The following is a 13707-nucleotide window of genomic DNA, read 5'->3' as shown; positions in this document are numbered from 1 at the left end:
CTGGCACCCACACCATTTTCTGCAAAGGAGCACCCATGCATCGCACCACTTCCCGCCGAACAGCGAGGTTGGCGGCAGTGACGGCATTCGCCACCGTCCTGATCCTCCCGCTCGCGGCTTGCTCGAGCGAGACGGGCTCGACCTCCGGGTCCGCCGAGGATCCCGTCGAACTCACCTTCCAGGCCTGGGTGCCGAACATCGACAAAGCGGTTGATGCCTTCAACGACGAGCACGACGACATTCACGTCACCCTCGAGACGATCACGGCTGGACCCGATGGCGGTTACGCCAAAATGCTTTCTGCGGTGCAGGCAGGCAATCCTGTTGACGTCGTTCAGCTTGGCTACGACGCCGTTCCCGATTTCCTGGTCAACGATGCCCTCGAAGACATCACGGAATATGCCGGGGACTCCGCGGACCTGTTCACCGAATGGCAGTGGAACACCGGGGTCTTCGACGAAAAGGTCTACTCCATCCCGCAGGCCAGCGGTCCGCTCGGGCAGTTCTACCGTGCTGACATCTTCGAGTCGCTCGGCCTCTCACACCCGACGACCTGGGATGAGTACTACGAAGCTGCGAAGGTCATTCGCGCCTCGGACCCCGATCGTTACATCGCCGCTTTCGCGTTCAACCAGGCGCCGTGGCTCATTGGGCTGTCACAGCAGGGTGGAGCCAACTGGTTCACCCCTGAGAACGATGCCTGGACAGTAGACATCGCGGACGAATCGACGCTCAAGGTCGCCGAGTTCTGGCAGAAGCTCATCGACGAGGACCTCGTCAAGCTCGAGGCGGACTTCTCGAGCGAATGGAACGCCGACATCCAGAACGGCAACGTCGTCAGCTGGATCTCCGGATCATGGGCCGACGCCATCGTTCGCGGCACCGCGCCTGACACGGCGGGCAATTGGGCTGTCGGTGCCGTCCCGCAGTGGGAAGCCGGAGAAGAAGTCTCGGCGACATGGGCCGGCGGATCAGCCAACGCTGTGCTCAAGGGGTCAAAGCACCCCAAGGAGGCGGCGGAGTTCGCTCTGTGGCTCAACAGCAATCCTGAAAGTGTTTCCATCCTCACGAGCGTTGGAGCCGGCTGGCCGGCCATCACCGACCTTGCGAGTGTGGACTCGCTCCAGGACGACCCCGAGGTCTTCGAGTTCTACGGCGGCCAGAACATCTGGGACGTGTTCGCTGAGTCCGACGCCAACGTCGACAACGACTGGACCTGGCCTCCGCTCTCGTCGACGCTCTTCGCCTCACTGACCGACAACGTGAAGTCAGCGGTCGAAAACGGAACCCCGCTGACCGATGCATTCGTCAAGACCGAAGAGGACATGCTCGCGTCCTTCACCGACAAGGGCATCTCGGTCAACAAATAACCACAGATTGGGCCGGGCGTGCTGTCATGCCCGGCCCTTTCGTTGCGCGTCATCAGGAGAAAAAGCATGACAACAATCGCCCCGCCGCCCATTCGCACCGCGAAAGCGCGCGCGAAACGCGGCACTTCCGCCGTCGCGCTGTGGGTGCTTCTCGCGCCCTTCCTTGTCATGTTTGCCGCGTTCTTCGTGCTTCCCATCGGCTATGCCGTCGTCGACAGCCTGTACTCGACGAAGTCGAGCGGACTGGGCTTCGGAGCACCGGAACGCATCTTCGTTTTCCTGGACAACTATGCAGCCGCGTTGAGTTCGACATCGTTCGTAGCCAGCCTCGGTCGGCTCTTGCTCTTCGCCATGATCGAAGTGCCACTGATGGTGGTTACCGCGCTCGTTCTCGCTCTGCTTCTCGAGTCAGGCAAGGGCAAATTCCCGAGGGTTTTCCGGGTGATCTACTTCATGCCGTACGGCGTTCCCGGCGTTATCGCGTCTCTTCTCTGGGGATTCCTGTACATTCCGGCGACGAGCCCCATCCTCCAGGGCCTCTCAAACGTCGGCATCGACATCACTCCGCTCAGCTCCGATTCCGTGCTCTTCGCCATCGCCAACATCGCACTCTGGGGCTTCGCCGGCTACAACATGCTCATCCTCATCGCAGCGCTCAACGCGATTCCGAGCGAACTCTACGAGGCGGCGAAGCTCGACGGTGCGTCCGAGTGGTCGATGATCGTGCAAATCAAGCTCCCGCTCATCCGTCCGTCCATCATCCTGGTGACCCTTTTCACGATCATCGGCACCTTGCAGCTCTTCGTCGAACCTCTCGTGCTCCGGCCGCTCACGACGGCGATCAGTTCGGACTTCGCACCGAACCTCGCCGCATACAACCAATCGTTTTCGCAGGGGAACCCGAACCTCGCGGCAGCCATGGCGGTCATCGTCGCGCTCATCGCCTTCGTGTTTTCCTTCACCTTCCTGCGCATCGTCAACCGTAAGGACAACCGAGCATGGTAAACCCCAAGGCCACAAACGGACGCGCATCGACCGTATTCGTCAACGCCGCGATGATCCTCGCCGCGTCGTACTTTCTCCTCCCGATCGTGTGGGTTCTCATCTCGGCGACAAAGAGCCCGGGAGACCTGTTCAGCACGTTCGGTCTGTGGTTCTCCGACTCGCCCCAGGCCTGGCAGAACCTCACCACTCTGTTCACCCAGGACAACGCCGCCTTCGGTCGCTGGCTCCTGAACAGCCTGCTGTACTCCGGCGTCGGTGGGTTCGTCGCCATGATCCTCTCCGCAGGAGCGGGGTACGCCATTGCGAAGTACGCCTTCCGCGGGAAAGAACTACTCTTCTCACTGGTACTCGGCGGCGTTCTCGTCCCTGCAACGGTCATCGCGCTGCCGCTGTATTTCCTGCTCAACTCGGTCGGCCTCACCGGTACTTACTGGAGCGTCCTCCTGCCGAGCATGGTCAGTCCCTTCGGCGTCTACCTCGCGCGCATCCACGCGAACGGATCGGTACCCGATGAGATCATCGAAGCGGCGCGGCTTGACGGCGCCGGCGACGTGCGCATCTTCGCCACCATCGCGTCGCGCATGATGCTGCCCGCCCTGGTCACAATCTTCCTGTTCCAGTTCGTGACGATCTGGAACAATTACCTCCTGCCGCTCGTCATGCTGAGTGACACCAGGAGTTTCCCGGTCACCCTCGGCCTCACACTCTGGAACTCCCAGACCCAACGGGACCCGATGTTCTACCAACTCGTGGTGACGGGCTCAGCAGTGTCCGCCATTCTCCTCGTCGTCGTGATGATCTCTCTTCAGAGGTTCTGGAAAGCAGACCTCACGGCGGGAGCGACGAAGGGATAACGCGGATGCCCTCGAGCGCCCGGATCGAGACGGTCACCTCCCAGCCGTGGAAGCACGCTCTTCTGCGGCCGGCGATGTCGAACAGCATCGATAGATCCGACCGGATTCGTCTCACGAACCGGTTCGTGGAGATTGACGGCGCCCCCGGGATTCCGGTCTCCGGAGAGATCCACTACAGCCGGGTCCCGCGCCGCCAGTGGGAAGAACGACTGCGTCTCATGAAGGCCGGTGGTGTCACCGTTGTCGCGACGTACGTCATCTGGATCCATCACGAGGAGCACAGGGGTCGGCCACGGTTTGACGGCAATCGTGACGTCGCCGCGTTCGTCGATCTCTGTGCGCACATCGGCCTCGACGTTGTCCTTCGCATTGGACCGTGGTGTCACGGGGAGGTTCGCAACGGTGGCTTTCCGGACTGGGTGGAGGCAGAGGGTACTGTCACCCGCACGAACGACCCAGGCTATCTGGACCTCGTCCAAACCTGGTTCGGGCACCTCGGAAAGCAGCTCGCGTCACGGTGCGCCGCCGACGGGCCGGTCATCGGCATCCAGCTCGAAAATGAACTGTACGATCGGCCGGAACACGTCCGCACCCTCAAACAACTCGCACGGGCGGCGGGCCTGATCGCTCCGGTCTGGACGGCCACGGCGTGGGGCGGAGCCGCGCTCCCCGAGGGTGACGTGTTGCCTCTGTATGGCGGCTACGGTGACGGTTTCTGGGTCGACGCCGACGCTGAGTGGGACCCGACATTCCGTTCGCACTACTTCTTCTCGCACACCTGGGACGACCCCGGTATCGGTGCAGATCTCCGCGACGACGAGCCCGGCGACGGTGGGCGCGCAACCGGCAGTGAACCGTTGGTGGGCAGGATGTTTCCTCCCGCCACCTGCGAGATCGGTGGCGGTATGGCGACCGCTTATCACCGCCGCCCAAAGCTCACAGGACTCGACATCGCAGCGGTCGCACACACGAAAATTGGAAACGGCTCCGCCTGGCAGGGCTTCTACATGTTTGCCGGTGGCACCAATCCGGCGGGCGACACCGGCATGCAGGAGAGCCATTCGACCGGCTACCCAAACGATCTGCCGCGTTTCGACTACGACTTCGGCGCGCCGATCTCCGCTGCCGGGCAGCTCGCCGAGAGCTTCGGCATACTCCGCTCACAACACATGTTTCTCGCAGCGTTCGGACGTTCGCTGGCAGAGATGCCGTCAACCCTTCCCGACCGCCTTCCTTCCGGGATCGATGACACCACGACATTGCGCTGGGCGCTCCGCAGTGACGGAGAGAGCGGAGTCGTCTTTCTCGGATGGCACCAGCCTCACGTGCCGTTGCCGACGGCGCGCGGCGTCCAGTTCCGGGTCACCCTCGGCAGCGAAACCATCGAATTCCCCACCGAACCCGTCGACATTCCCGCAGGCACGCTCGCACGCTGGCCGGTGAGTTTTCCGCTCGGCGCGGCGCGCCTGGACTGGGCGACAGCATCACTCCTCACCCTTCTCTCCGATGGAGAAGGCAAGCCCACGCTGGTTCTCCAGGCAGAACGGGGCATCCCCGTGGACATCGCTCCCGGTGACGGCGCGGTGCTCACTGTCGCTCCCGACTCCAGGGCATCTCTCACGAAGCGCGGAACGTCCTGGCGACTCGAGTTCGGTGATGGGCCAGCTGTCCTCACACTCAACGACGGATCGGCCGACCTTCTTGTACTTCCGGCGGGGCTCGCACCGCACGCCTGGGCGTTGGACACTCGGCTGGGCCGTGAGCTTGTCCTCAGCGAAAATCCGATCTGGGTCGGCGACGACGGCACCCTGCGGGTTCGAGCCTCCCGATACCCGGTGCTGCAGCGATTCGTCCCCACCCAGAGGAGATTCGCTGAGGTCGCCGTCAGCTCCGGAGCCGCACGGACGACTCCTCGTTCCGAGCTCCCGGTGACCAGGCTCAGGTATGCACCATCACCGCCGCACGAATACGGCCTCTCCTCCGGGCGCCAGTCTGCCCCCGGCGACGATCCGAAGATGTCCTCCGTCTATCGGTTCACGTTGCCACCGTCGCCAGGAACCCTGGCCGAGGACGTTCATCGAGTTCTCGAGATGTGCTGGGAAGGCGACGTCGCGCGCCTCGCCGTCGACGGCTCCACCTTCGCCGACCGGTTCTGGGACGGGTCCGGGTGGACAGTGGCGCTCGACGACGTTGCTCCCGGAGCGGATCTCACCGTGTCGATCATCCCCCTGCCTCGCGAGTCATCGGTCCACCTTCCTGCCGACGCGGAACGGCGGCGCCGCAGCACCACTGAGCCGTTGGACGACCTCAGCCGGGTCTGCCTTCTCGAGACGTCTGTCTGGCGGGAAACAATCGTCTGACCTGGCGAAACCTCCCGGGGCCAGGCGGCTCAGCCCTTGCGCTGCGCGCGATAGGCGCTGGGGCTCTGGCCGTGGACCCGACGGAACTGGCGTGAGAAATAGAACTGGTCGGAGTAGCCCACCTCTCGCCCCACCTCAGCGATGCCCAGAGTGGTCGTATCCAGCAGCAGTCGGGCACGCGCCATCTTCAGGGCCGTGTGGTGTGCAAGAACACCGCCGCCGGTCGCCTGCCGGAACAGTGTGCTGAGGTGCGAGGGAGACACTCCGACAAGCGCCGCAAGCTCAGGCACCTGGATCGTTCCGTCGACCCGTTCCGCAAGATAGAGCATCGCCCGTTCGATTGGCTCACCCCGCTCGGGTAGTTTTCGATCCACAGCCAGCTGAGTCATGAGCCGCCATGCCATGCCCGCTGTCGACAGCAGGCGCGCTGGCGACGTGTCTCGTTCCAGCGAGCTGACGATCTCATCGAGCAACGCGGTGACCCGGTCGACGCTCCGCAACATGAGGGCGGGACGGGCGGCCGTTGCTCCCGTCGCCTCGACCAGGTCGGCCGCGTCTGCACCACGAAGATGGCACCACCAGATCGTCCAGGGAGAATCGTCGGATGTTCCATACGAGTGCGGCACTCCCTGCTTGAGGATCACCGCCGTCGACGGTCCGACACGAGTTCGCTCCCCGTCGATCTCGACCCAGCCGACCCCGTGCACGCAGACGATGACGATGGTCTCCGCTATGCCGACCGGTCGCTCACGCCTGTGCCTGTGTGCTCCGGGAAAATAGCCGGCGTCAGTGACAACAAGCTGGCGGGTCACTGGAGCGGTGAGCGCTTCTGCGATTGCCGGGCGCGGAACCACACACATCCGCTGGTTCGCGAAGCCGTCCATCAGGTCCATGAGAGGAAGTCTCGCACATCGTCGGTTTCTCCATATTCTTGCGAGCAAATGTCATGGTGCCTGTAGCGGCGCGCCCGTAGCGTTGGGCGAGTGATTTCATCGTCTGAACCCAGCGCCATCGTGTTGCCTGTAGCGCCTCCTGCTCAACAGGAGATCCTCGACGCTGGCGGGGTTGCCTGCTGGAGCGAACCGATCTCGATCGACACCTACGAGCCCGCCGCGCCAGACCGGTACCCGCTGTTCCTTGACCGGCGCGTGTACCAGGGCTCGAGCGGCAAGGTGTACCCCATACCCTTCACCGACCGCATCTCCCGCGAGAAGACCGCCCGCACCTGGCAGGCCATTCACATCGAAAACGCCTGGCTGCGTCTCGTGCTCCTGCCCGAACTCGGCGGCCGCATCCACATCGGCTACGACAAAACTCGCGACTACGACTTCTTCTACCGCAACAACGTCATCAAGCCCGCCCTCGTCGGACTAGCCGGCCCATGGATTTCCGGCGGTGTCGAGTTCAACTGGCCGCAGCACCACCGCCCGGCAACCTTTTTGCCGATGGACTGGAGAATCGAGCGGGACGGCGATTCGGTGACGGTGTGGCACAGCGACATCGACCCGCTGCAGCGGATGAAGGGGAGTCACGGCATCCGGCTCCGCGGCGACAGCACTCTCATCGAGGTGACCGGTCTTCTGAACAACCGCACTGATGAGCCGCAGACGTTCCTCTGGTGGGCCAACGTCGCCGCGCGCTCACACGACAACTATCAGTCGTTCTTCCCCACGGATGTCAGCCACGTGGCTGACCACGCCCGCCGCGCTGTCACTCGGTTCCCGCGCGCCGATCAGCCGTACTACGGCGTCGACTATGCCGAGCTGGCGAAAGGCGAAAACAAGGACGCCGACCGCATCGACTTCTACGGCAACGTCCTGGTACCGACCTCATACATGATCGTCGATACCAAGGATGATTTTTTCGGCGGCTACGACCACGACGTGAACGCCGGTTTCGTTCACTGGGCCGACCACACGGTGGCGCCTGGCAAGAAGATGTGGACATGGGGCGACGGCCCGGTCGGCCACGCCTGGGACCGGCATCTCACGGACACCGATGGGCCATACGTCGAACTCATGGCCGGCGTTTTCACCGACAACCAACCGGACTTCAGCTACCTGATGCCAGGGGAATCCCGTCAGTTCAGCCAGTACTGGTACCCGATTCAGGACATCGGCCCCGCGCAGCAGGCAACGAAGGACGCCGCTGTGAACCTCGCCGTCGTCGATGGCGCGGCAACGCTCGGCATGGTTGTCACGTCGGTACACGACGATGCCACGGTGCGCCTGCGGCGGGGAGAGGCTGTCATCGGTGAGTGGCAGACCGGTCTGGAACCCGGCATAGCCTTCACCCTCACCACCGCTGTCCCCAAGAACGTCGCGGCACACGATCTCACTGTGGAGGTGAGCGTCGCCGAACGGACTCTTCTGACGTGGACACCGAGAGAAGCTGCCATCGACCCACCGCCGCCCGCTTCGGCGACGGAGCCGCCGTTGCCTGCAGACATCGTCAGCGCTGACGAGCTCTACCTCACCGGTGTGCACCTCAGCCAGAACCGTCACCCCACCCGTGCCGCTCGTGACTACTTCGACGAGGCGCTTCGGCGTGACCCCTTCGACGCACGCTCGAACACCGCCGTCGGAGCGATTCAGTTCGCACGGGGTGAGTATCCGGACGCGATCGCCTCCTTCGTTCGGGCAACCGAACGGCTGACCGCTCGCAACCTCAATCCGACCGACGCCGAGACCAGTTATCGCCTGGGGCTGGCGCACGAACGCGTCGGCAACCTCGACGAGGCGCGTGAGCGCTTTGCGAAGGCAACGTGGGACGGCAAGTGGGCGTACGCCGCGCATCTGGCGCTGGCCCGGCTGTTCGCCCGCGCCGGCTCCACCGAGAACGCCCTGTCACACGTTCGGCTCGCGTCACGGTTCGATTCCGAAGCCGTCGCGCCGCACACCATGGAGGCTGTCATACTGCGTCGGCTTGGCGAGCCGGCCGACGGGTCGGTTGCGGCGGCACTCGATCGGGACGCTCTGGATCCTTTCGCGCTCTACCTCGACGGCAAGCTCGACTGTGTCGACCCGAAGACCCCGCTCGTTCTCGCGATCGACCTCGCCCGGCTGGGTGAGTTCGAGGCGGCGATCACGCTCGCCGGATCCATCCTCGATGTCGCACCCGGGCCGCTGGGCAACCCGGTCCCAATCGCGCGATACCTCCGTGCCACCTGGTTTGACGCGCTGGCTGATCACACCGGAGCGAAGGCCGAGCGCGAGGCGGCGCAGAACGCAGACACCATATATGCGTTCCCTTACGGCCTCGACGAATACGACGCTCTGATCGAAGCCCTTCGCGCGAATGACACGGATGCCGTCGCCTCCGGCCTGCTCGGGTGCTGGCTTCTTGACGCGGGACGAACCGCTGATGCTGCCACGCACCTCGACCGCGCGACATCCTCAGGATCAACGGATCCTGTCGCCTGGCGGAACGCGGCAGTCGCAACGGTGAACACCGGCGGCTCGCTCGATCGCGCCTCCGCTTTTTATGAGGGCGCGCTCACTCTGAGCCCGTCGGACCCCCGCCTCGTGTTCGAGCGTGACCAGTTGGCGAAACTCCGGAACGAGAGCGGTACCCGACGTCTTGCCGCGATCGAAGCGGCGGGCGCCCAGGTGCTCGACCGTGACGACCTCGCCGTCGAGTACGCGACACTGTTGCTCGACCAGTCGCTGCCAGAAGCTGCCCTTTCCATTGTGACGGGCCGCGATTTCCAGCCCTTCGAGGGAGGCGAGGGCAAGGTCCTGGCCGTTTATGATCGCGCCACCCTGATGATCGCCCGTCGCGGTCTGGAAGAGGGAGTTCCGATGGCCGAATACCTGCGCTCAGGCATCGTCCCTCCCGAGAGCCTGGGCGAAGGCCGTCACCCGGCCGACCCTCAATCCGAGCGGCTCGTCCTTCTGGGCGATGCCCTCTCAGCCGAAGGGAAAGCGAACGAAGCGGTTGACGCCTGGCGGAAGGCTGCCGCCGGAAGCGGGCCGCTCGCTGTCGGCGTCCCCGCGTCGAAGGCCACCTACTGGATTGGAGTGGCTCACTCCCGTCTCGGCAACGCCGATCGTGCCGCGGAAATCTGGGATACCCTCGACGAACGAGCGACTGAAATCGAGGCATCCGCCGGGACCGTCGACTACTTCGCAACGTCACTTCCCGAGCTCCTTCTCTTCGACTCCGGTGCCGCGATCGACCGACGCAGCGAGATCGAGACGCTCCGCACGCTCGCAGCTCACGGCCGCACACTCACTCCGACGGAAGGACGCGCATGACCGAGCGATATCTGGGTTCCGGCTACGCGGTCGAGGACACGACGCCGCTCACCGGAAGTGTTCCGGCACACCTGCCTCAGCGTCTTGCGATAACCCTCTTCGACTTCTCCTGGTACACGCGTGCCGGTTCCGGAGAACCCTATGAAGACATCGATCGCGTGGTAGCGGATGCCGCCGACCGCGGCTACAACGCTGTGCGTATCTGTGCGGCTCCTCTCTTGCTCTCCGAAGAGATGGGCCTGGGTGAGCTCTCCTCCGAGCTCGAGATCGAGGGACTCGGCGCTGCACCCTGCGGCGGATTCTACGGTCAGCGCACGCGCTGGTATGACACACCGGGCGGGTATTCGATCGACGTTCACGCCCGACTTCTCGACCTCTTCGCTGCCTGCCGCAAGCACGGACTCGTGGTGATTCTCGCGAGCTGGGAGTACCAGCAATCGACGAGCTTCGCCAGGGATCGTCGATGGTTCGATGCAATCGACGCCATTCCGCTCGACCAGCGTTTCGCTCACCTCGCCCGGGCGTTCGACGCCCTGCTCACCGATCTCGACGAGCACGGCTACTCCGACCTTGTCGCGTTCACCGAACTGCACAACGAGATCGATTTCTCCATACTGCCCGCTGCACCTGACGGCGGGGTCGAGGCGCTCGACTGGCTGCGAAGCCGGCATCCGGGCTCGCTCGTCACCGTGAGCTACGGCAAACCACCCCACCTTGCCATGCACTCGCTGCCCGACAGCTTCGATGTCGCCCAGTTCCACATCTACAGCTACGGCGTGCTCGACGCGCTCCAGAAACTCATCGATATCCGGTCGGAAGGAACCGAAGGGTTCCCGAATGCTCTGCTGACGTCGATGCTGAAACCGGGAGCCCCCAGTGTGGCCGACTACGGTCGCGCCGCCGCGTGGAAATTCGATGCGACGGTCATCACCGACCAGATGATTTACGGTTACGACTGGATCGACGCAGACAAGTGGGACCTCTGGCTCTACAACGCGTACGGCGAGCACCGGGAGGTCATGCACCGCGAGATTGAGTCCCGGGTGACGGCGGTCGCCGCATGGGCTCGGGCACACAACATCCCGACCGTTGTCGGCGAGGGCTGGGTCGGATACACGCCCCTCGAGGGCACGTTCGAGGAGGGCCCCGTTGGCCGCGATCTCGCGGAGCACGGGATTCGCACGGCACTCGCGCAGGGGGTCTGGGGCATGGTCCTCTGCTCGAACGCAGCCCCGCACCACCCGATGTGGTCGAACGTCGACTGGCAGCAGCGGATGAACGCCGAGATCCTTCGGACCCCAGTCGCTTAGCGGACTCGGGCGGCGCGTGCCTCGTCGCGCGCACGCTTGCGTTCGAGGATCACCACGGAGGCGAAGACGAGGCAACCGAGACCGGCGATCACGAGTGGGACGAGCTGCCAGGTGAGCACGATGGCGAGGCCAAGGGCGACCACGAGGTAGACCGCTCCGAGGAGGTCGGCACCAAGCGATGGCAGCGTCGCACGAAGCGCCATGGGCCAGCCGGTCTCGCGCCGCCAGAGCGCGGCGGAACGCACGAGCACCAGCCCTGTGAGCACGAGTCCAACGACTCCCGCGGCAAAGACGAGCGGACCGCCCGGAAGGATCCCGCTTGATGCGAGCGCGAGGTCGAGCGTCAGCACGAGCACCGCGACGATCGTGAGAGCGCCGATCGCGAACGATCCGAGCAGGGCACGCCTCATGTCGCGAAAGAAGATTCCGACGGATGCCTCCTCCGCGGCAAGATACCGGCGCAAGTGAGTGCTCCCCGCAGCGAGCGCAGCCGGAAGTGTGACCAGCGCGATTCCCGACACGGTGACGAGCACGCCCACCCAGAGCACCTCACCGAAGAGAGCAAACGCCCCCGCGGCTCCCGGCCACCGCGCAACGGAACCATCCGTCGACGCGACCCGACGGGCGGCATCCGTTGATCGTCTCGACATTCGCTAGCCCTTGAGCCCCTGGGTGGCGACCCCGTCGACGAGGAATCGCTGGAAGATGATGAAGAACAGCATCACCGGCAGGAGTGCGAGCACGGAGATGGCGATCGTCGCTCCATAGTCCGACGTGCTCGTCTGGTCGTTGTAGATACGCAGCGCGAGCGGCAGCGGATACTTCTCGGGTGAGTTGAGGTAGAGCAGAGGACCGAGGAAGTCGTTCCAGCTCCAGATGAAGGCAAAGATCGACGACGTGATGATCGCCGGCTTGATCAGCGGGAGCGTGATCGCGAAGAAGATTCGCGGGTGGCCAGCGCCATCGATCCGGGCCGCCTCATCGAGTTCGCGCGGCAGGTTCCGGATGAACTGGACCATGAGGAAGACGAAGAACGCTTCTGTCGCGAGGAACTTGCCGACGAGGAGTGGCCAGAAGGTATCGATCATGCCGAGGTTACGGAAGATCATGTACTGCGGGATGATCAGCACGTGGAACGGCAGGAGGAGCGTGCCGATCATGATGGCGAAATAGATCGGCCTGCCCTTGAAGTCGATGCGGCCGAACGCGTACGCAGCCATCGATGATGAGAGAACGGTTCCGACGACGGCACCGACGCCCAGCAGGAGCGAGTTCCAGAAGAACTGCCAGAGCGGAATGCCCGCGACACCCTCGAGGACCTTGATGTAGTTGTTGATGGTGGGGTTCTCGGGCAGGAACGTGCTGTTCCCACCGAACTCCACGTTCGGTTTGAACGAGGCACTGATCATCCACACCAGCGGGTACAGCACGAGGGCGACGAGGACGACCATGGCGATGATCCAGGCGATCGTCGCGCCGCTCTTGCGCCGATTGATCCGTCGCCGTGGCGCGGGAACGGCGGGTGGTGTTGCGACCGGAAGTTCTGTAGCGGTCATTTGGTGTCTCCTGCGTATGTGACCCATCCCTTGGACGAACGGAACAGGAAGAAGGCGATAACCCCGACGGCGAGAAGGAGCACCCAGGCCATGGCCGAGGCGTACCCCATCTGGTTGTTCGTGAATGCGCGGGTATAGAGGTAGACGGTGTAGAAGTTGGTGGCGCCTGCCGGTCCGCCTGTCCCTGACCCGATGATGTACGCCGAGGCAAAGATCTGGAACGCGTTGATCATCTCGAGGAGAAGGTTGAAGAAGATGACGGGCGAGAGCATGGGCAGTGTCACGCTGACGAAGCGGCGCCACGGGCCTGCACCATCCATCGACGCGGCTTCGTAGAGCTCCGCCGGCACACCCTTGAGCCCGGCGAGGAAGATGACCATGGGAGCACCGAACTGCCACACGGCGAGGAGGATCATCATGGGAAGGATCCACTCCGGGATTCCGACCCAGCCGCCGATGTTGATCCCGAACGTACTGAGGGCGCCATCGACGGGGCCGTCGGTCGAGAACATGGCGCGCCAGACGATGGCGACGCTGACGCTCGCGCCGATGAGGCTCGGTGCGTAGAACGCCGAGCGGAAGAACCCGGAGCCCCCACTGCGGTAGTTGAGCAGCATGGCCACGCCGAGCGCAGCCGCGAGTTTGATCGGTGTGCCGACGAGCACATAGATCAGGGTGATTCTCACCGAGTCCCAGAATTTCTCGTCCTGGGCCATGCGGGTGAAGTTGTCGAAACCGATCCACTCGGGAGCGGTGAAGAGGTTGTAGCTCGTGAATGCCAGATAAAGAGACACGAGCATGGGACCGGCGGTGAGGACAACGAAGCCGACAAGCCATGGCGAGAGGAAGAGGTAACCGGCGATGTTGTCGGTTGCCCGCTGGCTCCTGCGCTTGCCCTGGCGCCCGGGCGCCGACCCCGCCGTCCGGCGGGATGAACCCGCCGGACGGCGGTCAGACACCGCAATACCGTTCTTTTCTGGCATGGTTGCCGACTCC

Annotated in this window: 10 protein-coding genes; 6 read left to right on the top strand and 4 right to left on the bottom strand. The window is 64.0% G+C overall.

Annotation, left to right across the window (positions count from 1 at the left end; translation table 11 throughout):
• Positions 1-35 precede the first annotated feature (35 nt).
• The 4 genes from ACWA1Q_RS02195 (at position 36) to ACWA1Q_RS02180 (ending at position 5589) form a co-directional block, all read left to right on the top strand.
• On the top strand, positions 36-1370 hold the full coding sequence (locus ACWA1Q_RS02195) for an ABC transporter substrate-binding protein (RefSeq protein ID WP_463759145.1): 1335 nt from the start codon (positions 36-38) through the stop codon (positions 1368-1370).
• Positions 1371-1436: 66 nt separating this feature from the next.
• Positions 1437-2375, top strand: coding sequence for a carbohydrate ABC transporter permease (locus ACWA1Q_RS02190; RefSeq protein WP_463759143.1), 939 nt, complete (start codon positions 1437-1439; stop codon positions 2373-2375).
• Positions 2369-3229 carry a carbohydrate ABC transporter permease gene (locus ACWA1Q_RS02185; protein ID WP_463759141.1) on the top strand — a complete coding sequence of 287 codons (861 nt, stop codon included), beginning with the start codon at positions 2369-2371 and terminating at the stop codon, positions 3227-3229. The genes ACWA1Q_RS02190 and ACWA1Q_RS02185 overlap by 7 nt, the downstream gene beginning before the upstream one ends.
• Positions 3230-3234: 5 nt before the next feature.
• On the top strand, positions 3235-5589 hold the full coding sequence (locus ACWA1Q_RS02180) for a beta-galactosidase (protein ID WP_463759139.1): 2355 nt from the start codon (positions 3235-3237) through the stop codon (positions 5587-5589).
• A gap of 29 nt (positions 5590-5618) precedes the next feature.
• Here the strand turns inward: ACWA1Q_RS02180 and ACWA1Q_RS02175 are convergent, their stop codons facing one another.
• Positions 5619-6482 (bottom strand): helix-turn-helix domain-containing protein, encoded by an 864-nt coding sequence (locus tag ACWA1Q_RS02175; RefSeq protein ID WP_463759138.1) that lies wholly within the window; start codon positions 6480-6482, stop codon positions 5619-5621.
• Positions 6483-6572: 90 nt separating this feature from the next.
• On the opposite strand from ACWA1Q_RS02175, the gene ACWA1Q_RS02170 reads away from it, so the two are divergent.
• The gene (locus ACWA1Q_RS02170) at positions 6573-9845 is read left to right on the top strand and encodes a DUF5107 domain-containing protein (RefSeq protein WP_463759136.1); all 3273 of its coding nucleotides are present in this window, start codon (positions 6573-6575) and stop codon (positions 9843-9845) included.
• The gene (locus tag ACWA1Q_RS02165) at positions 9842-11155 is read left to right on the top strand and encodes a cellulase-like family protein (protein ID WP_463759134.1); all 1314 of its coding nucleotides are present in this window, start codon (positions 9842-9844) and stop codon (positions 11153-11155) included. The genes ACWA1Q_RS02170 and ACWA1Q_RS02165 overlap by 4 nt, the downstream gene beginning before the upstream one ends.
• On the opposite strand, the gene ACWA1Q_RS02160 is transcribed toward ACWA1Q_RS02165, so the two are convergent.
• Genes ACWA1Q_RS02160 through ACWA1Q_RS02150 form a run of 3 tightly spaced genes read right to left on the bottom strand, consistent with a single transcriptional unit; the run spans position 11152 to position 13694 of the window.
• Entirely contained in the window at positions 11152-11805 is a 654-nt protein-coding gene (locus tag ACWA1Q_RS02160; protein ID WP_463759133.1) for a hypothetical protein, read from the bottom strand. The two genes, ACWA1Q_RS02165 and ACWA1Q_RS02160, sit on opposite strands and share 4 nt — an antisense overlap.
• Positions 11806-11808: 3 nt before the next feature.
• Complete coding sequence (locus ACWA1Q_RS02155; RefSeq protein ID WP_463759131.1) at positions 11809-12711, bottom strand: carbohydrate ABC transporter permease; 903 nt, start codon at positions 12709-12711, stop codon at positions 11809-11811.
• Positions 12708-13694 carry a carbohydrate ABC transporter permease gene (locus ACWA1Q_RS02150; RefSeq protein ID WP_463760909.1) on the bottom strand — a complete coding sequence of 329 codons (987 nt, stop codon included), beginning with the start codon at positions 13692-13694 and terminating at the stop codon, positions 12708-12710. The genes ACWA1Q_RS02155 and ACWA1Q_RS02150 overlap by 4 nt, the downstream gene beginning before the upstream one ends.
• Positions 13695-13707 lie beyond the last annotated feature (13 nt).

The organism is Mycetocola sp. TRD_SC_2 (assembly GCF_055361225.1).
The sequence above is the reverse complement of the archived record's forward strand: the minus strand, read 5'-3'. Positions and strand labels throughout refer to the sequence as shown.